General features: G+C 64.3%; 21 protein-coding genes. 6 read left to right on the top strand and 15 right to left on the bottom strand.

From position 1 onward, the window contains the following. The 10 genes from G3N95_RS36170 to G3N95_RS36125 form a co-directional block, all read right to left on the bottom strand. Positions 1 to 812 (bottom strand): TolC family protein (locus tag G3N95_RS36170; protein WP_205974880.1); only part of this gene is annotated, 812 nt, incomplete at its 3' end. Continuing rightward, positions 809 to 1,822: an HlyD family secretion protein gene (locus tag G3N95_RS36165; protein ID WP_205974879.1), complete on the bottom strand. Its 1,014-nt coding sequence runs from the start codon at positions 1,820 to 1,822 to the stop codon at positions 809 to 811. The genes G3N95_RS36170 and G3N95_RS36165, both read right to left, overlap by 4 nt. Further along, positions 1,819 to 2,028, bottom strand: coding sequence for a DUF1656 domain-containing protein (locus tag G3N95_RS36160; RefSeq protein WP_205974878.1), 210 nt, complete (start codon positions 2,026 to 2,028; stop codon positions 1,819 to 1,821). The genes G3N95_RS36165 and G3N95_RS36160 overlap by 4 nt, the downstream gene beginning before the upstream one ends. Before the next feature lie 34 nt (positions 2,029 to 2,062). Beyond that, a complete protein-coding gene (locus G3N95_RS36155; protein ID WP_205974877.1) occupies positions 2,063 to 4,219 on the bottom strand; it encodes an FUSC family protein in 2,157 nt (718 codons plus the stop codon). A 5-nt stretch (positions 4,220 to 4,224) separates the two neighbouring features. Continuing rightward, complete coding sequence (locus tag G3N95_RS36150) at positions 4,225 to 4,746, bottom strand: MarR family transcriptional regulator (RefSeq protein WP_205974876.1); 522 nt, start codon at positions 4,744 to 4,746, stop codon at positions 4,225 to 4,227. A 134-nt stretch (positions 4,747 to 4,880) separates the two neighbouring features. Next, on the bottom strand, positions 4,881 to 5,462 hold the full coding sequence (locus tag G3N95_RS36145) for a DUF1801 domain-containing protein (RefSeq protein ID WP_205974875.1): 582 nt from the start codon (positions 5,460 to 5,462) through the stop codon (positions 4,881 to 4,883). A gap of 75 nt (positions 5,463 to 5,537) precedes the next feature. Beyond that, the gene (locus G3N95_RS36140) at positions 5,538 to 6,770 is read right to left on the bottom strand and encodes an FAD-binding oxidoreductase (RefSeq protein WP_205974874.1); all 1,233 of its coding nucleotides are present in this window, start codon (positions 6,768 to 6,770) and stop codon (positions 5,538 to 5,540) included. Then, entirely contained in the window at positions 6,767 to 7,120 is a 354-nt protein-coding gene (locus G3N95_RS36135; protein ID WP_205974873.1) for a RidA family protein, read from the bottom strand. The genes G3N95_RS36140 and G3N95_RS36135 overlap by 4 nt, the downstream gene beginning before the upstream one ends. 18 nt (positions 7,121 to 7,138) lie before the next feature. After that, positions 7,139 to 8,665: an amidase family protein gene (locus G3N95_RS36130; RefSeq protein WP_205974872.1), complete on the bottom strand. Its 1,527-nt coding sequence runs from the start codon at positions 8,663 to 8,665 to the stop codon at positions 7,139 to 7,141. A 38-nt stretch (positions 8,666 to 8,703) separates the two neighbouring features. Further along, on the bottom strand, positions 8,704 to 9,990 hold the full coding sequence (locus tag G3N95_RS36125) for an MFS transporter (protein ID WP_205974871.1): 1,287 nt from the start codon (positions 9,988 to 9,990) through the stop codon (positions 8,704 to 8,706). A gap of 112 nt (positions 9,991 to 10,102) precedes the next feature. Here G3N95_RS36125 and G3N95_RS36120 point away from each other — a divergent pair, with 112 nt between their 5' ends. The 4 genes from G3N95_RS36120 to G3N95_RS36105 all read left to right on the top strand — a co-directional run bounded on the left by G3N95_RS36120 (position 10,103) and on the right by G3N95_RS36105 (position 12,891). Continuing rightward, complete coding sequence (locus G3N95_RS36120) at positions 10,103 to 10,747, top strand: XRE family transcriptional regulator (protein WP_205974870.1); 645 nt, start codon at positions 10,103 to 10,105, stop codon at positions 10,745 to 10,747. A 60-nt stretch (positions 10,748 to 10,807) separates the two neighbouring features. Beyond that, complete coding sequence (locus G3N95_RS36115) at positions 10,808 to 11,203, top strand: ester cyclase (protein WP_205974869.1); 396 nt, start codon at positions 10,808 to 10,810, stop codon at positions 11,201 to 11,203. A gap of 104 nt (positions 11,204 to 11,307) precedes the next feature. Then, positions 11,308 to 11,967, top strand: a complete 660-nt coding sequence (locus tag G3N95_RS36110) for a M24 family metallopeptidase (protein ID WP_205974868.1) — start codon at positions 11,308 to 11,310, stop codon at positions 11,965 to 11,967. Between the two features lie 6 nt (positions 11,968 to 11,973). Continuing rightward, positions 11,974 to 12,891, top strand: coding sequence for a LysR family transcriptional regulator (locus G3N95_RS36105; RefSeq protein WP_205974867.1), 918 nt, complete (start codon positions 11,974 to 11,976; stop codon positions 12,889 to 12,891). 133 nt (positions 12,892 to 13,024) lie between these two features. On the opposite strand, the gene metE is transcribed toward G3N95_RS36105, so the two are convergent. Then, positions 13,025 to 15,316, bottom strand: a complete 2,292-nt coding sequence (gene metE / locus G3N95_RS36100) for a 5-methyltetrahydropteroyltriglutamate--homocysteine S-methyltransferase (RefSeq protein WP_205974866.1) — start codon at positions 15,314 to 15,316, stop codon at positions 13,025 to 13,027. A gap of 66 nt (positions 15,317 to 15,382) precedes the next feature. Here metE and G3N95_RS36095 point away from each other — a divergent pair, with 66 nt between their 5' ends. Continuing rightward, positions 15,383 to 16,336: a LysR family transcriptional regulator gene (locus tag G3N95_RS36095; protein ID WP_205974865.1), complete on the top strand. Its 954-nt coding sequence runs from the start codon at positions 15,383 to 15,385 to the stop codon at positions 16,334 to 16,336. A gap of 76 nt (positions 16,337 to 16,412) precedes the next feature. On the opposite strand, the gene G3N95_RS36090 is transcribed toward G3N95_RS36095, so the two are convergent. The 3 genes from G3N95_RS36090 to fae form a co-directional block, all read right to left on the bottom strand. Further along, the gene (locus G3N95_RS36090; RefSeq protein WP_205974864.1) at positions 16,413 to 17,216 is read right to left on the bottom strand and encodes a family 1 encapsulin nanocompartment shell protein; all 804 of its coding nucleotides are present in this window, start codon (positions 17,214 to 17,216) and stop codon (positions 16,413 to 16,415) included. Continuing rightward, complete coding sequence (locus G3N95_RS36085) at positions 17,209 to 18,267, bottom strand: Dyp-type peroxidase (protein WP_205974863.1); 1,059 nt, start codon at positions 18,265 to 18,267, stop codon at positions 17,209 to 17,211. The genes G3N95_RS36090 and G3N95_RS36085 overlap by 8 nt, the downstream gene beginning before the upstream one ends. Before the next feature lie 298 nt (positions 18,268 to 18,565). Beyond that, positions 18,566 to 19,099: a formaldehyde-activating enzyme gene (fae, locus tag G3N95_RS36080; RefSeq protein WP_205974882.1), complete on the bottom strand. Its 534-nt coding sequence runs from the start codon at positions 19,097 to 19,099 to the stop codon at positions 18,566 to 18,568. 305 nt (positions 19,100 to 19,404) lie between these two features. Here fae and G3N95_RS36075 point away from each other — a divergent pair, with 305 nt between their 5' ends. Then, entirely contained in the window at positions 19,405 to 19,836 is a 432-nt protein-coding gene (locus G3N95_RS36075; protein WP_241019152.1) for a helix-turn-helix domain-containing protein, read from the top strand. Here the strand turns inward: G3N95_RS36075 and G3N95_RS36070 are convergent. Further along, positions 19,754 to 21,631, bottom strand: a complete 1,878-nt coding sequence (locus G3N95_RS36070) for a fatty acyl-AMP ligase (RefSeq protein ID WP_205974862.1) — start codon at positions 21,629 to 21,631, stop codon at positions 19,754 to 19,756. The two genes, G3N95_RS36075 and G3N95_RS36070, sit on opposite strands and share 83 nt — an antisense overlap. Between the last annotated feature and the right edge of the window lie 8 nt (positions 21,632 to 21,639).

The raw sequence follows: 21,639 nt of genomic DNA, 5'->3' as shown, positions 1-21,639 counted from the left end.
GACCACACGTCCATACAGTGATGCTGACACTCGTTCCCGACCCAGCTCTCGCGCCGTGCGACGAAGCGCGGGATGTCGGCGGCGAGCGTATCGGCCTGGGTCTGGCCGCGCGTCACGTCGGGCTGGTTGCCGCGGCCTGCGTCGCGCAGCCGCTGCGTGAGCTTGACCCGTTGCTTCTGCAACGACAGCGACTGCTGCGCGATCTCCAGTTCTTCCGCTGCCGAGCACGACTCGACATAGGCGCGCACGACATCCGCGACCACGGTGATGCGCGCGAGATCGAGCGCGGCTTCGACGGCTTCGTCGTCGGCCTTCGAGGCCTCGACGCCGCGCCGCAACTTGCCGAACAGATCGATTTCGTACGACACGCTCAGATCGAGCGCGCCCTCGTTGATGACGGGCAGTTTCTCGGTCAGCAGGTACTGCTCGGCCGATTCCTGCGCGCGCTGGAAGGCCGCCGACGTCTTGCCGGAGAACCCACCCTGTTCGTTCGCGAAGTCGAGCTGGGCGCGCGAGCGCGCGAGATTGGCCGCGGCCACGCGCAGATCGGTGTTGGACTTCAGCGCGTCCGTCACCAGTTGATCGAGCACCGGGTCGTCATACAGACGCCACCACTTCGACGGCACCGCCTGCTGCGTAACGGGCGCCTTGTCCGCGCCGTCGATCGTCGTGTTCGCGTATGGCGCGTTGACGGCCGCGTTGTCGGGCAGCTTGTAGTTCGGGCCGACGTTCGTGCAGGCGTTCAATCCCAGCACAATGGGCAGCAATGCGCAGCCGGCGCGCACGGTCTTCAGTGCAGGGACGCGTTTCATTGCGATGCGCCCGATGCGGGATGCGTGGCGCTCGACGGCGCCGTACCGACGATCGACGCGCCCACGATCGAAGCACCCGAAGCGGACGCAGGCCCCGAAGCCGCGGCGGCATCCGAAGCGGTTGTGCGGCGGCCCTTCGTCGGCTCGATGCTGCGCACCGACACCGTTGCCGTACGGCCCGCGATCATGCGGAAATCGGCGGGAATCTCGTCGAGCGCGACGCGCACGGGAATGCGCTGTGCGAGGCGCACCCAGCTAAACGCCGGGTTCACGTTCGGCAGCAGGTTGGGGCTTTGCTGACGGTCGCGGTCCTCGATGGCGGCGACGATGCTCTGCACGTGGCCGCGCAGCGTGTTCGGCTCGCCCATCACCTTGATGTCGACCTGCTGGCCGATGTCGATGCCGTGCAGCTTGGTTTCCTCGAAGTAGCCGTCGACGCGGAACGAATGCATGTCGACCACCGACAGCACCGCGCGTCCCGCCGACACGAACTCGCCGACGCGCGGCGCGCGGTCGTTCAGGTAGCCGTCGACGGGGCTGACGATCACCGTGCGCTGCAGGTTCAGACGGGCGGTGTCGATCGCGACTTCGGCGTCGGAGAGCGCGGCAGCCGCCTGCTCGACGCGCGAGTGTGTTTCTTCCACGGCTTCACGCGCGACGAGATTGCCGAGCGTGCGGTTGCGGGCGTCTTCGCGGCGCGCCTGATCGAGCGTCGCGCGGCGCTGTTGCGCGGTGGCCTGCGCGTTGCGCAGCGCCAGCGTGTAGCGCGCCTGATCGATCACGAACAGCACGTCGCCGCGCTTGACCTGCTGGTTGTCGACGACCTTCACCTCGGTGATGAGACCCGATACGTCGGGTGCAACCTGGATCACGTCGGCGCGCACGTGGCCGTCGCGCGTCCATGGCGCGAACATGTAGTAGTCGACCAGCTTCCATAGCACGGCCGCTGCGATCACGACGACGATCAGGGTGAGCAGGATCTGCCCGATTGAGAACCAGGTTTTTTTCACGTTATGAACCGGTGCGAAACGATGACGACAAGCCCCAGCACCAGAACGTAAATGCCGAGATCGAAAATGGAGCGGTGCCAGACGAGGCGATAGAAGCCCACGCGCGCGAGCACGGTGCGGATCGCCACGTTGATCAGATAGGCGATGAACATCAGCACCAGCACGGCGGGCACGAATACGCCGAGAACGTCGATTTCGCCGATCATGTGCGTCGCCGGAATGAAAGGGTTGGGTTGCGCATCAGGCTGCGGTCTCCGGTTTTTGCGGCGCATTGCTGCCGGGTGCGGGATGCGGCGGGAACAGCGACAGGCGCATGCCGACCAGCGCGTTGAGCGTATCGCGCAACCAGCGCTCGCCTGACGGTGCTGCAGCAGCGGCGGCTTGATCCGCGGGCTTTTCTGCCGCTTGTTCGGGCGGCTGCTGCGGGGCGGGCTGTCCTTGTGCGATGCTGCGCGTCGCCACGCGCGCGAGGGCGGCATCGATCGCTTCGATCAGCGTCGCGGGCACCGGCTGCCGTGAGCGGTGCGCGAGGCATTGCTCGAAATACTGCCGCACGCCGACCAGCACGTCATCGATGGCGGCTTGCAGGTCGCCGGTCACCTTGCGGCGCGTGCGGCGCAGATCCAGCGCGTTCAGCGCGACGCGGAAGTCGCGGAAGCTTTCGATCGACGGATGGCGGTGCGAATCGCTCGCGGCATGGCGCGGCAGCAGCTGCATCAGCCGGTCGAGCATGCGCGAGTACAGATTGCGCTGGTCTTCAATGGCGGCTGTCGAGGCGCTCACCACGACGTCGGCCCACGCCGAACGCGTGAGGCGCTCGGCGGCCAGCTCCGCGCCGAACGGACGCGTGACGCGCGTCCAGATGAAAGCGAACAGCAAGCCTCCGACGCCCGCCAGATTGCTGTTGAGAAACACGAAGATGTCGGCCTCGTAGGCGCTCTGGATACTGATGAAGGTCGCGGTGTTGACGGCAGTGAGCAGCGTGACGAGCGTGAATTGCGGACGCGGGATCAGCGTGCCGATGATCAGGAATGGTCCGGCGAAGATCACGACCAGCATCGCGAAATCGTGCACGAGCGGCAGCACGACGAACACATAAACTCCGGCCAGCACGACGCTCGCGCAGGTCGCGAGGAAGAACTTGAAGACGGCGGGCGCGGGCTCGTCGAGCGCGGCGAAGAAGCAGATCGACACGGCCGCGAGCGCCACGGCCGACGCGCCGTCGTTCCAGCCCGACGTGATCCACAGTCCGGACGCGACGACGATCGCGCAGACGGCCGACGCCGTCGAGAACAGCATCATGCCGTAGTCGAAATAGCGCTCGGTGCCGCCCAGGCGCCAGTGGCGAAAGTGCGGCTGCCACAAGACCGATTCGTGGACGATGGCCGCACGCAGGCAGCGGATGTCGCGCCAGACGTCGATCACCTGGCCGAGGCGCCACAGCGCGTTCGAGAGCAGCGCGCCTTCCCAGCTCGCGAGCGCCTGCGCGGACGGCTTCAACACGTCGACGCGGGCGCGCAGCGCTTCCGCTTCATGATCGGGCTCGTCGGCGTGCTTCGCTTCAAGCGCCGGCGACTTGATCCACTTCGCGACGTCGGCCAGCAGCGTCTCCAGGCCGGGCGGATGCGCGCCGCGTTCGCGGACCAGTTCAATCAGCGGATCGGCCATCGACGAAATCAGCGGCAGGAAAATCTGCATGCGGCCTTGCAACGCCCGCGCGCGGCGCACGATGTCGGGACGCGTGTGGTCGTAGGTCAGCTGGCTCAGCAGGAATTCGAGGCCGTTGACGGTGGCCGCGAGCCGCTGGCGCGAGGCCGAAATCGATGCGCCCGCGATATGCCCGGACAACGTCTCGCTCGCGTAGAACGCGGCGTCGCGAAACCACGCGTCGGTGCGCTCGATCAACGTCGGCGCGAGGCGGCTCGGAAACACCACACTGCCGACGATGCTCGCGACCACGATACCCAGCGTGATCTCTTCCGTACGCGCGATGGCGAGATCGAACACGGTGGTGGGATTGGTGACGGCGGGCAGCGCGATCAGCGGCAGCGTGTAGCCCGCGAGCAGGAACACGTAGCTGCGCGCGGTGCGGTCGTTCAGCGACAGATAGAGCAGCGTGCCCGTCCACGATGCGACGATCACGCTGAACAGGAACGGCGACTCGACGAACGGCGGCACGATCAGCACGGCGCCCGCCGCTCCCAGCACCGTGCCGAGCGCGCGGTACAGCGCCTTCGAGCGGGTCGCGCCGACAAACGGATTCGAGACGATATAGACGGTCGCCATCGCCCAGTAAGGGCGGGGCAGTTCGAGCGCAAGGCCGATATACAGCGCAATCATCGCCGCCGCGAACGTCTTGGCGGAAAACAGCCAGTCGCGGACTGAGGGATAGACCATGACGCTCATGCCTTGCCGGTTGTGCGCGGCTTGCCGCCGGATCGGACGGGGGCGGCTGGCTCGCCGGATGTGCCGTTGTCGGACATGACTGTAGCATCGAGCGACGCATTGAAGGCGTTGAGGACCCGCAGCGTCGTCTCCAGGTCTTCGCGGCTCACGCCCTTGAGCACACGCGCGCGCAGTTCCATCAGACGTTCTTCCATCCGTGCGGTGACCGCGCGGCCTTCGTCGGTGAGGGAAATGGTCTTGGCGCGTTTGTCGTCGGGATCCTCGTCGCGGCGCACGAGGCCGGCGGCGCACAGCTGGTCGAGCAGCCGCACCAGCGACGGGCCTTCGATGCCCACATGCTCCGCCAGCGTCACCTGACGCACCGCCTCGCCGAGCCGGTTGGCCGTGAGCAGCGGACCCGCGCACGCCTCCGACACGTTGTAGGCCGACAACACGCTATGGCTCGTGCGGCGCCAGCGGCGCGCGGCGACGACCAGCGTGCTGCTGACCGAGCGGCGCAGAAGGTGGAGATTGATCATGGGCCAGGATTGTATGTCGATTTTTATTCGTTAGCATCCTATCGACCTACATTTTTTAAGGGAATGCTACAAAGTTCGCTTACGGTGTGTTTCCGCGGCGCCGAGCGGTGGTCATTCGTCGCTCGGTCGTCTGCTCATTCGTCATTCAATCCCTTGCCTTCGAGAATCAGCGGCGTGCATTTGTCGATCCGCGCTTCACGGGTTTTCGATTGTTTCGCCGCCGAAAAATGCAGCAGATAGGCTCGTTGACGGCCGGGCGTCAGCGCTTCGAAAGCCTTTTTCAAGGTGGGTTGTTTATCCAGCCGGTTCTGGAATTCCTCGGCGACTTCGAATTCCGCAGTGGTCTTGCGCTGCACCTTCAAACCGGCCTGTTCGACTTCGATCGCCTGGCGGAGATAGGCTTTCAGCGCCGTCTTGAGCCTGACGATTTCCTGAAGGCTCGTGAAGCGGATCTGTCGTGCCGACTGCACGTTTTCCGTCTGCTGGACGAGCAGGCCTTTGGGATCCTTCATCAACGCACCCTTCACGAACAGCAGCGCGCAATAGTCCTTGAAGCCGTGAATGATCACGACGTTGGCGCCACCCACTGTGTAGCAGGGCACGCCCCATTTGAGTTCTTCCGTGAGCGGCGCGTCGAGCGCGATCGCCCTGAGCGTCTCCGTTTCTTCGCGCCACTTGTCGAGTTTGCTGATATAGGCGTCGACCTTCGGATTCATCGTTGTCCCTCAGGAATATGGCGAGCCTATGGTACAGCCCGCCACATCACGCGGCAAACATGTAGGCAAGCGCCGCTAGAAGCGGTCGGCGCGGAACGGATGAGGATCGGCGATCGTCGGTGCGCCCGTCATCATCTCGGCGAGCAGCCGTCCCGTCACGGGTCCGAGTGTCAGGCCATGATGCGCATGGCCGAACGCGAACCATAGATCCTTGTGACGCGTTGCCGGACCGATGATCGGCATCATGTCCGGCGTGCAGGGACGGCGACCGAGCCACGGATGCTCGTCGAGCCGCTCGCCGAGCGGGAAGGTGTCGCGCGCGATGGGTTCGATGGCATCGAGTTGCACGGGCGTGGCAGGCGCATCGCACGCGGCGAGTTCCGCGCCCGTCGTCAGGCGGATGCCGCGCGCCATCGGCGTGATCATGTAGCCGATCTCGGTGTCGAGCACCGGCTGGTTCAAGTGCGCGCCGTCCTTTGCGGCGTAATGCATGTGATAGCCGCGCTTGACCGCGAGCGGCAGCCGGTAGCCGAAGCGCGCACTGACGGTATCCGACCACGGACCGAGCGAGATCACGGCTGACTGCGCATCGATGCGCCCGGCATCGGTTTCGACGCGCCAGTGAGGTTCGAGCGTTGCTGCATCGCCGATGAAGATGCGGCCGCCCAACTGCTCGAAGTAACGCGCATAAGCCGTCACGAGTGCATTGGGATCGCTGACGGAGTCGGCATCGGTGTAACGCAGCGCGCCGAGCAGCGCGTGACTGAGCGAAGGCTCGGCGCGTCGCAGTTGCGCCGCATCGAGCGCTTCGAACGCAACGCCGTACTCCGCGTTCCAGCGCTGCACGTTGCGCAGTTCCGCGTCCTGCTTGCGCGCGCTGCGGAACACCTTCAGCCAGCCGCCCTGACGCAGCAGCGCCTGCGCGCCCGATGCATCGATCAGCGCGCGATGCTCGTCGACGCAATGTTCGATCAGCGTTGCGTACGAACGCGCGATGGCCGCGTGACGGTCCGCGCGCGAGTAGTGCCAGTACCGGTACAGGAAGGGCAGCAGCCTGGGCATCGCGTCGACGTGGTAACGGACATCGAGCGAGCGGTTGCGCGCGTAGCGCAGCAGCGTGCCCGCATCGCGCGGAAACGCATACGGATACACGCCTTCGCGCTGGATCAGCCCCGCGTTGCCGAACGACGTCTCGTTGCCCGGCGCCTTGCGGTCGACGAGTGCAACGGTGAGCCCGCGCTGTTGCAGATGAACTGCAACCGACACGCCGACCATGCCCGCGCCGAGTACGACGGCATCGAACTTCATGCAAGCGCCGTCACGGCGATTTCGACGTCGAGGCCGTGCTTCATCAGCAACGCCTGCACGCACGCGCGTGTCGGCGCATGGCCCGACGGCACCCACGCGTCCCACACGGCGTTGAATTCGTCGAAGTGTTTTGGGTCGCTGAGCCACACGTTCGCGGTGAGAACACGCGTCTTGTCGATTTTCGCCGATGCCAGCAAGGTGTCGATGCGGTTCAGGATCTCCGTTGTCTGCACGGCGATCGGCGCGCTCGGCGTGTCGGGCACTTGCCCCGACAGATAGACGACGCCATTGGCAATGACGACCTGGCTCATGCGGGCGTTGGTTTGCAGTCGCTGGATATCGTTGGACATGATTGGGTTCTCAGTGAATTAAACGGATGACAGGCCGGTTTGCGCTTCGCCCGTTGAATCGAAAATAGGCGGCGCGGTCACGATCGACTTCAATGCCGGGTTCGCTTGCGTGAGCCGCGACAGATCGGGACGAGGCCGGCGCAGCGCCGGGTCTTTATCGAAAGCCTGTTCCATCGCGCGCGCCACGGCCAGCGTCTTCAGGTCGCCATGAAACGGCCCGACGATCTGCAAGCCGAACGGCATGCCCGCGCGATCCACACCGCATGGCAGCGACAGCGCCGGATGCGTCGTGAGCGTGACCACATAAGTCAGCGCGAGCCATCGATAGTAATTCTCCTGCGCGCGGCCGTTGATCTGCGCGGCGTACAGCTCGCGCCACGGAAACGGCGAGACGGGCGTGGTCGGTGAAAGAATCACGTCGTAATGTTCGAACGCGGACTGGAAGCGCCGGAAAATGCGCGTCTGTTCGGCCTGCGCCCACGCGCTGTCGGCGAGCGTCATCGCCGCGCCCATTTCGTAGTTCGCACGCGTGTTCGGACCGAGCGCGCCGGGATCGCGCGCATAGGCATCGCGCAGGCCCGCAACGAAGCTCTCCGCGCGGATCACGTCGAAGCAGCGGTGCGCGTCGCCGAGATCGAACGCGATGGGCTCGCAGGTGCGCACGAGCGGCGCGAGCGCGGCCATGCGCGCGCGGAAGAGGGCGCGAATGTCGTCGTCGACGTCACAGCAGCCGAAGTCTTCCGTATAGCCGACGCGCAGCGTCGACAGATCGAACGCGGGCAGCGTCGCGAAGCCGGGCGCGTCGACGTCGTAACTGAGCGGATCGCCCGTCGACAAACCCGCCGTCGCCGCCAGTTGCAACGCCGTTTCGTCGACATCGCGGCCCATCGGACCGACCACGGAGATCGGCGTCCAGCCGAGCAGCCGGCGCGAGTTCGGCACGAGTCCCGCCGACGGCCTGAAGCCGACCACGCCGCATTTCGAGGCCGGAATGCGCAGCGAGCCGCCCGTATCCGAGCCGGTGCACACGGGCAGCATGTCGCACGCGAGCGCGGCCGCCGATCCACCCGACGAGCCGCCGGCGTTCAGTTCCGGATCAAACGGATTGCCCGTTGCGCCCCACACCGGATTGCGCGTGTTCGCACCCGCGCCGAGTTCGGGCACATTGGTCTTGCCGACGAGAATCGCGCCCGCGGCGCGCAGCCGCTCGACCAGCACGACATCGCGCGACGGCACGTGGCCGCGCGACATCGGCGAGCCGTAGGTGGTGAGCAGGCCTGCTGTGTCTTCGAGATCCTTCACACCGAGGGGCAGACCGTGTAGCAGCCCGAGCGGCGCGCCGTCGAGCACCTTGCGCTCGGCTCTTTTCGCCGCGTCGCGTGCCGCTTCGTAACAGGTGGCCGTGATCGCGTTCACGGCGGGATTGATGGCTTCGATCCGCTCGATGCAGGCGTCGAGCAGCTCGACGGGCGAAATCTCTTTGGCGCCGATCATCCGCCGCAATTCGACGGCGTTGCGGCTGACGAGGTCGTCGTGATCAGACATGGCTATCGTCCCTGGCAATTTCCGAATCCGGATAGAGGTCAGTCGAGCGCTTCGCCCGTGCGGTCGCGCAGCCAGATCACGGGCACGAGCGACACCGCGCAGGCCGCCGCGACATACCAGGCAGGCGCAAGCGGGTTGCCCGTCAGCGCGACGAGCCAGCTCGCGATGAACGGCGAGAAGCCGCCGAAGAACGACGCGCTCACCACATAGGTTAGCGCGATGCCCGTCGCGCGCACATGTTTCGGGAACAGCTCGGGGATCATCACGAGCACGGGCACGATCTGTCCAGCGACGAACAGCGCGAGCAACGCGGACACGGCGCACAGCATGAACGCCGACGGTTGCGCCGACAACCACGCGAACGCGGGATAGACGCACAGCAGCAGTACGACGCGCGACACCACCAGCACGCGCTTGCGGCTGAAGCGGTCGGCGAGTTTGCCCGCGATGGGCGCCGCGACGAACAGCACGAGCGAACTGATCACGCCCGACGCGACAGATGCCGTCGACGACAGATGGAGCGTGCGCACCGCATGGCTCGGCAGGAAGAACGCGGTGATGTAGACGGACACGGAGCCGCCAAGTTCGGCGAAGGTGCCGAGTATCGTCAGCTTGAGGTGCGTGGTGAGGGCCGCTTTCAATGCCCCGCGCCGCTGCGTGCCGCCCGGCGATGCATCGCTGAGCGTCTCTTCCAGACGTCGGCGGATCAGCATGCCGACGGGCGCCGCGACGATGCCGAGCACGAACGGAATGCGCCAGCCCCACGCGAGCACGGCGTCCTTCGGCAGCGTCACGTTGACCAGCGTCGCGACGGCCGCGCCGAGTGCGAGTCCGAGCGCAGTGGCCGCGAAGTTCCAGCTGGCGAAGAAGGCGCGCGTCGAATCGGAGGCATATTCGACGAGCAGCGTCGTGCCGGGCCCGAACTCGCCGCCTGCCGCAAAGCCCTGAATCAGCCGCGCCGCGAGCACGATGAACGGCGCGGCCATGCCCGCCACCGCGTAGGTCGGCGCGCAGGCGATCAACGCGCAACTGAGCGCCATCAGCATGATGGTCAGCACCATCGCCTTCTTGCGCCCCGCGCGGTCCGCGTACGCACCGATCACGATGCCGCCCAGCGGACGCACGACGAAGCCGACGCCGAACACGCCGATCGACAGCAGGAACTGGTTCACGGGCGACGCCGACGGGAAGAACAACTGCCCGATCTGGATCGCGAAGAAGCTGTAGATGGTGAAGTCGTAGAACTCCAGCGCCGTGCCGAGCGTCGTCGCGGCGATCACCTGGGTCTTCGACAAACCGGCTTTTTCCAATGCAAGCGTTGACACGGCGACCGCTCCTTGAAGAACTGCAGGGGATGACCATCGATGCGAGTTATCATATACGAGAAAAAATAGATTCTCGTATACGACAAAACCCTCGTCATCGCCGAGTTCAGTCATGGCCAAATCCGTTGCGCGCAACGCGCCCGTGCCCTCCGAGGCTTCATCCCAGATCGATCATCAGGCGGTCGGCGCGCGCCTGCGCGACGCGCGCAAGGCGCGCGGGCTGACGCTGATGCAGTTGTCGGAGCAGTCGGGGATTGCCGTGTCGACAATTTCGAAGGCGGAGCGCGGCGATATTGCGCTGACCTATGATAAGTTCGCGGCGCTCGCGCACGCGCTGCAACTCGAATTCGACGCAATCTTTGGGCGCGCGAAGCGTTCGGGGGCGAGTCCCATCGTGCCGACCTTCACCGCGTCGGGCGAGCAGATGATCTACGACACGCCCAACTACGAGTACGGCATGCTCGCGAACGATCTGACCGGCAAGCGCATGGTGCCGATGCGCGCGCATGTGCGGGCGCGCAAGCTGAGCGACTTTTCCGACTACATCCGGCACAGCGGCGAGGAATTTGTGTTCCTGCTGAACGGTTCGCTCGAACTGCGCTTCGAAACGGGCGCGGTGTTTCAGCTGAAACCGGGCGACAGCCTGTACTTCGACAGCGCCGTCGGCCACGTGTATCTGAGCACGGGGAAAAAACCCGCCGAAGTGCTCGTGTGCTGCGTCGATGCGGATGCGCAGCGGCCCGCCGATGCGATCTGAACGCCACACGCGACGCGGGTAACATGACGGCTTGTGCCATCACGCGCGAGGGCGGACGTCATGAGCGGGACCGATCTTGCCGGAGTCTACCGGGGCTACATCGACTGTCTGAACCGACAGGACTGGACAGCGCTTGGACAGTTCGTCGATGACGACGTCGTCTACAACGGCGAGTTGATCGGCTTGTCGGGCTATCGCGCGATGCTGGAGCAGGACTACCGTACGATCCCCGATCTTCACTTCGACATTGCACTGCTCGTCACCGAGCCGCCTGTGATCGCGAGCCGCCTGCAATTTCACTGTTCGCCGGAAGGCACGTTTCTCGGACTCGCCGTCGACGGGAAGAAGGTCTCGTTTGCCGAGAACGTGTTTTACCGCTTTCGAGGCGGAAAGATCGGCGAGGTGTGGTCGGTGATCGACAAGGCGGCCATCGAGGCTCAGCTCCCGGCGAAATGATGCGACGCGACGGTTTCGCCGGTATCCGCGTCAAACGCGATATATTCACGCATGCATATCGCACGCGCATTTGACATTTTCATGCAACGACAAGGACACACACGTTGAACCCCACGAACAAGGAAGCCGTCGGCGCGCATTTCTCGCTGGAGGCGATGCAGCACGCCAGAACCATGACCTGGAAAGCCGTCGACGCAATCGCGGAGCAGGTACGGCCGGGCATGGCCGAATCGCAAGCGAACGCACTGGCGCTGCGCATCCTCAAGGATCTCGGCATGGACCGCATCTGGCATCCCGTGCTGGTTCGCTTCGGCGAAAACACACTGCGGACCTTCAAGCAGCGCTCGAACGGCGACCCGGTGCTGGCCGGCAACGACATTTTCTTCATCGACCTGGGCGCCGTGTGGGACAAGCATGAAGGCGATGCGGGCGCCACGTTCGTCTGCGGCGACGACCCGGACATGCATGCGTGTGCCGAAGCAGCGCGCACGATCTACGAAGAAGTCGAGCAGCACTGGCGCGCGACGGGCTGTGCGGGCATCGCGCTGTACGACTACGCGGCGCAGCGGGCCGATGCGCACGGCGTCCGCCTGAACGTCGACATCAAGGGCCATCGCGTCAGCGATTTTCCGCACGCCATCTACAAGGCCGGCGATCTCGGCGACTTCGATGCGGCGCCCGCCGCGGGTGTATGGATCCTGGAGATCCAGATCGCGCATCCCACGCGGCCGTTCGGCGCGTTCTACGAAGATCTGCTGATCTGAGCGCCGATGTTCATCCGCCAGCTCGAATACCTCGTCACGTTGGCGCGCGAGAAACACTTCGCGCGTGCCGCCGACGCATGCCACGTCTCGCAGCCGGCGTTGTCGTCGGCGATCCGCGCGCTCGAGTCCGAACTGGGGCTGACGATCGTCAATCGCGGACGGCGCTTCGTCGGCTTCACGGAGGACGGCGAGCGCGTGCTCGGCTGGGCGCGGCAGACCATCGCGACGCTGCAGAACATGCGTCAGGATGCATTCGCGGCGCAGGATCGACTGGCTGGCAAGCTGCGCATCGGCGCAATACCGACCGTCATTCCCGTCGCATCGCGCGTGCTCGCGCCGTGCCTGCTCGATCATCCGGACATCCGCTACGACGTGCATTCGCTCAGCTCGGAAGCGATACACCGGCAGCTGGACGAACTCGAACTGGACATCGGCCTCACGTATCTGGACACGGGTGTGCAGGCCGGCTTCGCGGTGCTGCCGCTGTATCGCGAGCGCTCCATTCTGCTGTCGCCGCCGGGCGAGCAGGCCGGTCTCGTCGAAGGCGCATGCAGCTGGCGCGAACTCTCGGGCCTGCCTTTGGGCTTGCTGCCGCTCACGATGCAGAACCGCCAGGTGATCAACGCCGCGTTCCGTCGCGAGCAGGTTCAGGCGGAAGTGCGCATCGAATGCGATTCGCTGCTCGCGTTGTATGGGCATGTGCTGCATGCGGGCCTGTCGAGCATCTTTCCGCATAGCCTGCTGAGCGTGCTGCCCGTCGGCGACGACGTGCGACGCGCGTTGCTGATGCCCGAACTGACGCGCGAGATCGGCCTGGTCGCGCGCAACCGCGAAGCGATGTCACCGCTCGTCGCAGCATTCTGGCGTTGCGCCGAAGGACTGCGGCTGCAGGACGAATTCGATGCATTGCTGCCCGTCTGCTGAGCGGGCACGGCACGCTGCACCTGCCTTCTTCTGATAAGCGGCGCCTATCAGCCCATCCGTCCAAACGATTGGACGCTCATGTCCGCGCCAGAGAGCCACCCTGGCAGGTGGCCTTCCGTCGTCGCCTCTATGATCACACGCCTTGACGCAGCGTTTGCGCAGCAGCCACCATGTTCTTCAGCGCGGGAATCACTTCCTCCCATGCGCGCGTCTTCAGACCGCAATCCGGGTTCACCCACAGGCGCTCCGCAGGGATACGTCCGGCCGCCTTCTTCATCAGGTTCACGATGTGTTCCTGATCCGGAATGTTGGGCGAGTGAATGTCATACACGCCGGGGCCGATCTGGTTCGGATAGTTGAAGTCGTCGAACGCATCGAGCAGTTCCATGTCGGAGCGCGACGTTTCGATGGTGATCACGTCCGCGTCCATATCGGCGATCGACGCGATGATGTCGTTGAACTCCGAATAGCACATATGCGTGTGGATCTGCGTTTCGTCCTGCACGCCATTCGCGGTGATGCGGAACGATTCCACCGCCCATTGCAGGTACTCGTTCCATTGCGAACGTCGCAGCGGCAGTCCTTCGCGCAACGCCGCTTCGTCGATCTGGATCACGCGCACGCCGGCTTTTTCGAGGTCCAGCACCTCTTCGCGGATCGCCAGCGCCAGTTGATGGCACGACACCGAGCGCGGCTGGTCGTCGCGCACGAACGACCAGTTCAGGATGGTCACGGGCCCCGTCAGCATGCCTTTCATCGGCTTCGTGGTTTGCGCCTGCGCGTAGCGAATCCATTCGACCGTCATCGCCTTCGGACGGCTGATGTCGCCGAACAGAATGGGCGGCTTCACGCAGCGCGAACCGTACGACTGCACCCAGCCGAACTGGCTGAACACATAGCCGTCGAGTTGCTCGCCGAAGTATTCGACCATGTCGTTGCGTTCGGCTTCGCCATGCACGAGCACGTCGAGTCCGAGCGCCTCCTGCTCCTTCACGGCGCGTGCGATTTCGCGTTCCATTGCCAGCCGGTAGCCCGCCTGATCCAGTTCGCCCGCCTTGAACTGGCTGCGCGCGCGGCGGATGTCGGCCGTCTGCGGGAACGAGCCGATCGTGGTCGTCGGGAAAGCGGGTAGGGCGAGCAGCGAGGCCTGCTTCGCGGCGCGCGTCGGATAGGCGCTCGCACGCCGGCCAAGTGCCGCGTCGATCTTCGAGAGTGCCGCCTTCACAACCGGGTTGTGCACGCGTGAAGAGTTGCGGCGGCTTTCGATCGCCTGCGCGTTTGCTTCGAGTTCGGCCTCGACGGAAGCGCGGCCGTTGTTCAGCGCACTCGCCAGCAGCGCGAGTTCATCGAGCTTTTGCAGCGCGAACGCGAGCCATGAGCGGATCTCGGCGTCGAGCTTCTGTTCGCTGTTCAGATCGACGGGCGAGTGCAGCAGCGAGCACGACGGGGCAATCCATAGCCGTTCGCCAAGCGTCGCGTGCAGCGGTTCGAGCCATGCGAGCGCGGCGTTCAGATCGGTTTTCCAGACGTTGCGTCCGTTGATCACGCCGACGGACAGCACCACTGCCTCCGGAAGTTGCGCAGCAACTTGCGCGACTTCATCGCGCGCGTTGATGGCGTCGATATGCAGGCCGTCTACGGGCAGCGTGCACGCGAGTTCGAGGTTGTCCTTCAATGGCCCGAAGTAGGTGGCGAGGAGCACACGTACGCGGCGTGCCGAGAGCGCGTCGTAAGCGGTGGCGAAGGCGTTGCGCCACCTCGCGTCGAGTTCCGTCACGAGCACCGGTTCGTCGATCTGCACCCAGTCGATGCCCTGCGCCGTGAAGTAGTCGAGCAACGCCGCATAGACGGGCAACAGGCGCGGCAGGAGCGCGAGCTTGTCGGAGTTGTCCTTCGTCTTGCCGAGCCACAGATACGTGACGGGCCCGATGATCACGGGCTTGGCCTTTACGCCGAGTGTGCGCGCTTCCTTGATCTGTTCGAGCAGGCGCGAAGGATCGAGTGAAAACTGCGTGTTCGCGTCGAACTCGGGGACGATGTAGTGATAGTTCGTGTCGAACCACTTGGTCATTTCACCCGCAGCCACGCCGCCGCAGCACGCGTCGTGCTCTTCTGCGCCATGCGCCGAGCGGCCGCGCGCGACGCGGAACGCGTTGTCGAGCGCATCGCCGTGAAAGCCGCGCACCCGTTCAGGCAGATTGCCGAGCGTGAAGCTCATGTCGAGCACGTGATCGTAAAACGCAAAGTCGCCGACGGGCGCGAAGTCGAGACGCGCCTGATCACGCCAGTGACGCGCGCGCAGATGCGCACCGACCGCTTTCAACTCGTCGAGCGACGACTCGTTTTTCCAGTATTTTTCGAGTGCGAATTTCAGTTCGCGTTGTGCGCCGATGCGCGGGAAGCCCAGGTTGTGTGTCGTGACCATGTCGTTGTACCCCGTCCAGAAAGAGAAACTGGAAGCGATGATAGAATTTCCAATGTATGAATAAAAATGGATTTATTTCATACATGGATTAATTCTGCTCATGGAGTGGCGATGCTGGAGCGCAGTCATCTGATGTTGATCAGGGAGGTGGAGCGGCAGGGCTCGCTGACGGGCGCCGCCGACAAGCTCAATCTCACGCAATCCGCGCTGAGCCACACGGTGAAGAAGCTCGAGCAGCAACTCGGCACGCCCGTATGGACGCGCGAAGGGCGCTCGATGCGTCTCACGCAGGCGGGCCAGTATCTGCTCGGCCTTGCGAACCGGTTGCTGCCGCAGTTCGAGCACGCGGAAGAGCGCATCAAGCAGTACGCGCAGGGCGAGCGGGGCACGTTGCGCATCGGCATGGAATGTCACCCGTGCTACCAGTGGCTGTTGAAGGTGGTGTCGCCATATCTCGCGCGCTGGCCCGATGTCGATGTCGACGTGAAGCAGCGTTTTCAGTTCGGCGGCATCGGCGCGCTGTTCGGCTACGACATCGACGTGCTCGTCACGCCCGATCCGCTGAACAAGCCTGGCCTGCGGTTTCATCCGGTGTTCGACTACGAGCAGGTGCTGGTCGTGGGCGACGCGCATGCGCTCGCGAACGAACCTTATGTGACGCCGGAGCATCTGTCGGCGGAAGTGCTGATCACGTATCCCGTCGAAACCGACCGGCTCGACATCTACACGCAGTTCCTCACGCCGGCGAACGTCGTGCCGCGCCGGCACAAGGTGATCGAGACGACGGACATCATGCTGCAGATGGTCGCGAGCGGCCGGGGCGTCGCCGCGCTGCCGCGCTGGCTCGTGGAAGAGTACGCGGGGTGGATGCCGCTCACGCCGCTGAAGCTCGGCAAGAAGGGCATTGCGAAGCAGATCTTTCTCGGCATGCGCGAGGCCGACGACTCGATCGATTATCTGAGCGCATTCGTTGCGATGGCGCGCGCGGCGGATTGGGAGGGGGCGCGGTTTCGGGAGTGATGCTGCGGCTGCCGCGTGCCGCGCTTCGCATGACGCTGGCGATCAGCGCGTTGCGCGCCGATCGCGTGACCTGCGCTTATTCCCCCGGCACCACCGATACCGACGCTTCGCCCGTCAGCATCAGGAAGGTCAGCGTCTCACGCAGATAGAGGCGCACGGTCGAATCGGTGTGACTCTGGTAGCCGATCGACACGTCCTGGCCGAGATGCAGTTCGAAGTCGCCGCCACGCATCGACAGCACACTGCCGCCTTCGAGCGCCGGCGCCCAGATGATCTCTCCATTCACGATCCGCTTGATGTGCTCGATGACCGGATAGCCCTGGTCGCTTGCTTCGCCGAGCGCCGTGTACGCATCGGCGCCGAGCAGCACGGAGTAGGGGCCATCGACGCCCGCCAGCCGCAACTGCTGAAGCGCGCCGCCGATGGCGTTCGGATAGTCGGCGACATCGGCGGGCAGCGGGAGCGACGTATTCGACGAGCCCTCGCGTATGCCGACGATTCCCGCAGCCTTGTAGCCGTCGAAGATCGCGCGGTCTTCCGCATAGGCGAGTTCCTTCGCGGCGTCTTTTGCGGGCTGCCAGTCCGAATCGTTGGCGCCGCGTTCGACGGCGTCGATCGCATCGCGCGACAGTTCGAACGGCACCGTCAACTGCACGAGCGCCTTCACCTCGGATAGCTTCGCGCTCACGCCGTGATGCGGCGCGGCGATGGTCGACTGATGTCCCGTGCCGACGCCGGACAGATCGACGCCGCCCGGACCTTTGACGTCGACCACACGGCGGCCGGCGACGGAACGCTTGAACGTGCGCGCCACTTCCTCTTCGATTTGCGACCAGGCTTCGCTGGAAATGGGTGCGAGTTCGCGATGCAGGTTATTCATATTGGGCAGTTCCTTTCAAAGAGCCGATATTCAGCGAGCCGTCAGGGCCTGGCTCGGTGGATGTGTGGGTGTCGGAAGGCGCAGCCGCGCTCGCGCTTTCAGGCTGCGGCTCGCGGTCCGCGAGCGCTTCCAGCAACGGCGCGGACGGTACGAAAAAGAGTCCGCCCGTCGCCGCGCGGCTGAAGTCGAGTAGCCGGTCGTAGTTGCCGGGCGGGCGCCCGACGAACATGTTCTCCAGCATCGTTTCGATGGGATCGGGCGAGCGCGCGTAGCCGATGAAGTACGTGCCGAACTCGCCCGAGCCGGGGCGGCCGAACGGCATGTTGTCGCGCAGGATCTTCACTTCCTGGCCGTTCTCGACGAGCGTCGTCAGCGAACTGTGCGATGACGTCAGCTTGACGGCGTCGTCGAGTTCGATGTCCGACAGTTTCGTGCGGCCGATGATGCGTTCCTGCGTTTCGACGGAGAGCGCGTTCCAGCCTTTCATGTCGTGGATGTACTTCTGCACGAGCACGTAGCTGCCCGCGGCGAAGTCGGGGTCTTCGTCACCGATCATCGTGAAGTCGACGGCCTCGCGGCCCGTCGGGTTCTCCGTGCCGTCGACGAAACCGACCATGCTGCGCTGATCGAAATAGCGGAAGCCGTGCACTTCGTCGACGACCGTCACGGCTTCGCCGAGCCGGCCCACCAGTTGCGTCGCGAGTTCGAAACAAAGATCCATCTGGTCCGCGCGGATATGCAGCAGGATGTCGCCCGGTGTGGCAGGCGCGTGGCGCTCGCTCGGACCGAACTCGCGAAACGGGTGAAGCAGTGCAGGGCGGGGCGCGCCGAACAGCCTGTCCCATGCGTCGGAGGCGAAGCCGACCACGCATGACAGGTTGCCGGACGGCACGCGCTTGCCGACCGAGCGCACGAGCGCGGCGACGTCCGCGCACCATGCTCGCACCGTCTCGGTATGCGCATCGCCGTCGACGAGCGTCGCGACGATGAAGATCGCGCTCCGTGTAATCGGTGAATAGACGGCTTGGGGTTCTGGAATGTCGTTGGGCATCGGACCGGGTCCTGTTGAAACCATTGCGGATACGTTACAGCGGAAAGTTGGAGCGGAAAAAGTGCCGGATAGGAGAGTACCGCGAACAGGGGGTATCTGTCGTCCGAGGGGATGACATTCGCCTACTGCATAGGGAACGTGGCGGTTCGCTCACATCGGAACGACATGAGCTTATGGTGCTGAACGCCGTGTTGTGATGCTTTCGGGGCGTGGGCAAATTGTCGAAAATGCACGCTCCGAGGCAGACAGCGAGCGGCCGCTTGCGCGGCCTGCTGCCGTTTCGACGAACGGACGCGGGCTAGCTCCAGTCGTCCATGTCGTGCTTGATGGTGTGGCGGTTGGCGATGAGCGTCTCCACGCTCGGCTCGTTGTTCATCGCACGCTGGATCGCGAGTTTGGTCGCTTCGTAATTCGTGCGGTACATGTCCTTCTTGTCGAGGTTCGTCTCCGTTGCGCAGCGCGGATCGATCCACACCAGACTGACGATGCAAAGTTCGTTCGCCTGGTCTTTCGGCAAGATGCCCTCGATCAGGCAATCGACGATCGCATCCGCCGTGGCCGATTGCACGACGCCGCCGAACAGTTCGATCGTCGTCATGTCCCGGAGCGTCACCTTGGGCACCATCATCGTGGCGGGCCGAACCAGCTGATTGCACGCGCGGATCGCGAACATGGCCGTGTGTCCTTTGCTCTGCGCCATCATGTTCGCGAACGCGTGACCGACGGGTCCGTCGACACGGCCGATCAGGATTTCGGGCATGGCGTCGGTCACCTGGCCCGGCGCGGCGAACACGGTCGCTTCACCGGCGCGGAACGTCAAATCGATACTCATCATGAACCTCCTATGGTTGGGCGCTGTGCCGGAGGGTCAATGGATGCAAGGGTGGTGCCATTTCTTGAGGGGCGCGGTTTCACTGCGTGAGATGGCGCTGGAAGCTACGCACTATGTGCCGGGTTCGGGACAGATTGGGTGGAGGGTTGGATTGGATTACGGATTCAATTTGACATAACATAAATTATCAACCTTTTGGTTGTAGGTCCCAAATAGAAATGTCCGGTTTGGGCCAGTTAGAAATGTCCGGTTCATGCCTCTGCCTGAGGCGCATCCTGTCGACGCGCAATCCGGCGGAGCCTGCCATGAACGAACCAGGACTGGTGACGATCAGCATGAACGAGCTACGCCGCGTCAAGGTTATCGAATCGGTCGTTGAAGGACGGCTCAGCGGCGTGCGTGCGGCTGAACAGCTGGGACTGAGCGAGCGTCAGGTGTCGCGCCTGAAGCGTCGCTTCGAGGTTTCAGGGGCTGCCGGTCTGGTGTCCGGCAGACGCGGCAAGCCGGGCAACCGGCAGTTTTCCATGAGTTTGCGGGCGCGTGTGATTGCCATCATCCGCGAGCGCTACGCCGACTTTCGCCCGGCGCTCGCGTGCAAGCCCCCACACGAGCACACCACAACGTCACCTCGACCACGCCGCCTGCGAACCACCATCAAACAACGAGCGCCCCTTCGTCCGCCGCATCGACTGCCTGTCCACGCAATTTCAACGACGCCTCCTCCCACCCCGGCGTAACACGTTCGTACACCACGGGCAATGCGCCGCGCAGGTATCGTTCGCGGCAATCGGCGCGCTGGATTTTTCCGCTCGTGGTGCGCGAGATCGTACCTTTACGGACCAGCACGAGCGCCGACAAAAGCACACTGCAATTTTTCCGCACGGCTTCGACGATCTGTTCGGCCTGTTCCCGTAATGCCTCCTGCTGCCCATCCGGATCGTCGACTTCGCACACGGCGCAGATATGCGGCTGCCCCGCGACGTTGACCGCGAATGCCGCTGTTCGTCCCTGGCGCACGCGCGTGCTCGCCTGCTCGATTTCGAATTCGACGTCTTGCGGATAGTGATTGCCGCCGTTGCATATCAGCAGATCCTTCACTCTACCCGTGATATAGAGTTCGCTTGCCGCATCGACGAAGCCGAGGTCGCCCGTACGCAGCACACCGTTGCCACCGAAGCGGTCAACGTAAGCTCGCAGTTGCGCAGCATCCTCGCCGTTCGCTCCGAAATAGCCTTGCACGGAACTCTCGCCCTGAACACAAATCTCTCCGACGTGCCCCGCAGGTAATACGTTGCCATCCTGCGGATCGCAGATCATCACGCTTTGCATCCCGCCCGCTGTCCTGCCGCATGAAACGAGGATCACGGAACGATGCCCCGGCTCGGCGGGAACGAAACGGTTCTGCGTCAGCCCGGCGTAGTCGGCGGTCTGCGTGACGAGCGGCGTGCCTTCGCGCTTCGATGTCACGAACAACGTGTTCTCCGCCAGCCCGTAGCCGGGCATGAACGCATCGCGCGAAAAGCCTGCGTCAGCGAACTGTTCGGCGAAACGCATCAGCGTGTCGTAACGCACGGGCTCCGCGCCCGAGAAAGCAACGCGCCACGCCGACAGATCCAGCGGATCCATGCCCGGCCGCTTGCCGCGCCGAACGCACAGGTCGTAGGCGAAGTTCGGTGCGCACGAATGCGTGACCCCGCAGTCGCTCATGAGGCGCAGCCATCGCATCGGCTGTTGAAGAAAGCTGGTCGTCGACATGAGAATCGCCGGGCGGCCCGAATAGATCGCCAGCAACAGACAGCCGATCAGGCCCATGTCATGAAAGTAAGGCAGCCAGGTCAGGATCAGGCAACGGCCTTCCGATACGCCCGTGTTGCGCCGGATGGCCTCCTCGTTGTGCATGATGTTCCGGTGCGTCACCATCGCACCCTTGGGAGCTGCCGTCGAGCCGGACGTGTATTGCAGGAACGCGAGGGTGTCGGCGGGGATGGCGTCGATGTCGCGGTCCGTCGGTTGCGTGTGTTCTGGCACGTCGATGGATACGTCGGTAGGCACGAGCGGCAAGCCGTCCTCCGTCGAAGCACAGAGATGTCCGCGCAGCAGGTCCATATCGGCGGCACGGCACAGCACGAGCTTCGGCGACGCGTTCTCGATCATGCCGGCAAGCCTGCGTTGTTCTTTCGCATCTTCGGGCATCGGCGCGGGGACCGCGACGCAACCCGCGTAGAGGCAGCCGAAGAACGCGGGCAGAAAGTCTCGTGGCGACGGATAGAGCAACAGTGCGCGATCGCCCGTCTTTACCCCATGAGCGCGAAGCAGCACGGCCACCGCGCTGGCGCGCCTGTCAAACGACCGGTAGTCGAGCGCAAGATTCTCTTCGCGACCGAAGCCCAGGTAATGAAAAGCAGGATCATCCGGACGATGAACGGCGCGCCATCGCAACACGCCGGCCATCGTGGTGGCCTCTGCGAGCGGAGGGCTTGCATCGATCGTCCGGGTGACGGGGAACAGTTCCTTCAACAAGGTATTCGTCATGCTCGTGT

The organism is Paraburkholderia sp. Tr-20389, from assembly GCF_017104565.1.
Classification (GTDB): Bacteria; Pseudomonadota; Gammaproteobacteria; order Burkholderiales; family Burkholderiaceae; genus Paraburkholderia.
The sequence above is the reverse complement of the archived record's forward strand: the minus strand, read 5'-3'. Positions and strand labels throughout refer to the sequence as shown.

Coding starts and splice junctions, on each gene's coding strand:
- G3N95_RS36160 (WP_205974878.1), bottom strand. CDS start 2,028: ATGATCGGCGAAATCGACGTTCTCGGCGTATTCGTGCCCGCCGTGCTG.
- G3N95_RS36155 (WP_205974877.1), bottom strand. CDS start 4,219: ATGGTCTATCCCTCAGTCCGCGACTGGCTGTTTTCCGCCAAGACGTTC.
- G3N95_RS36150 (WP_205974876.1), bottom strand. CDS start 4,746: ATGATCAATCTCCACCTTCTGCGCCGCTCGGTCAGCAGCACGCTGGTC.
- G3N95_RS36145 (WP_205974875.1), bottom strand. CDS start 5,462: ATGAATCCGAAGGTCGACGCCTATATCAGCAAACTCGACAAGTGGCGC.
- G3N95_RS36140 (WP_205974874.1), bottom strand. CDS start 6,770: ATGAAGTTCGATGCCGTCGTACTCGGCGCGGGCATGGTCGGCGTGTCG.
- G3N95_RS36135 (WP_205974873.1), bottom strand. CDS start 7,120: ATGTCCAACGATATCCAGCGACTGCAAACCAACGCCCGCATGAGCCAG.
- G3N95_RS36130 (WP_205974872.1), bottom strand. CDS start 8,665: ATGTCTGATCACGACGACCTCGTCAGCCGCAACGCCGTCGAATTGCGG.
- G3N95_RS36120 (WP_205974870.1), top strand. CDS start 10,103: ATGGCCAAATCCGTTGCGCGCAACGCGCCCGTGCCCTCCGAGGCTTCA.
- G3N95_RS36115 (WP_205974869.1), top strand. CDS start 10,808: ATGAGCGGGACCGATCTTGCCGGAGTCTACCGGGGCTACATCGACTGT.
- G3N95_RS36105 (WP_205974867.1), top strand. CDS start 11,974: ATGTTCATCCGCCAGCTCGAATACCTCGTCACGTTGGCGCGCGAGAAA.
- metE (WP_205974866.1), bottom strand. CDS start 15,316: ATGGTCACGACACACAACCTGGGCTTCCCGCGCATCGGCGCACAACGC.
- G3N95_RS36095 (WP_205974865.1), top strand. CDS start 15,383: ATGGATTTATTTCATACATGGATTAATTCTGCTCATGGAGTGGCGATG.
- G3N95_RS36090 (WP_205974864.1), bottom strand. CDS start 17,216: ATGAATAACCTGCATCGCGAACTCGCACCCATTTCCAGCGAAGCCTGG.
- G3N95_RS36085 (WP_205974863.1), bottom strand. CDS start 18,267: ATGCCCAACGACATTCCAGAACCCCAAGCCGTCTATTCACCGATTACA.
- fae (WP_205974882.1), bottom strand. CDS start 19,099: ATGAGTATCGATTTGACGTTCCGCGCCGGTGAAGCGACCGTGTTCGCC.
- G3N95_RS36075 (WP_241019152.1), top strand. CDS start 19,405: ATGAACGAACCAGGACTGGTGACGATCAGCATGAACGAGCTACGCCGC.
- G3N95_RS36070 (WP_205974862.1), bottom strand. CDS start 21,631: ATGACGAATACCTTGTTGAAGGAACTGTTCCCCGTCACCCGGACGATC.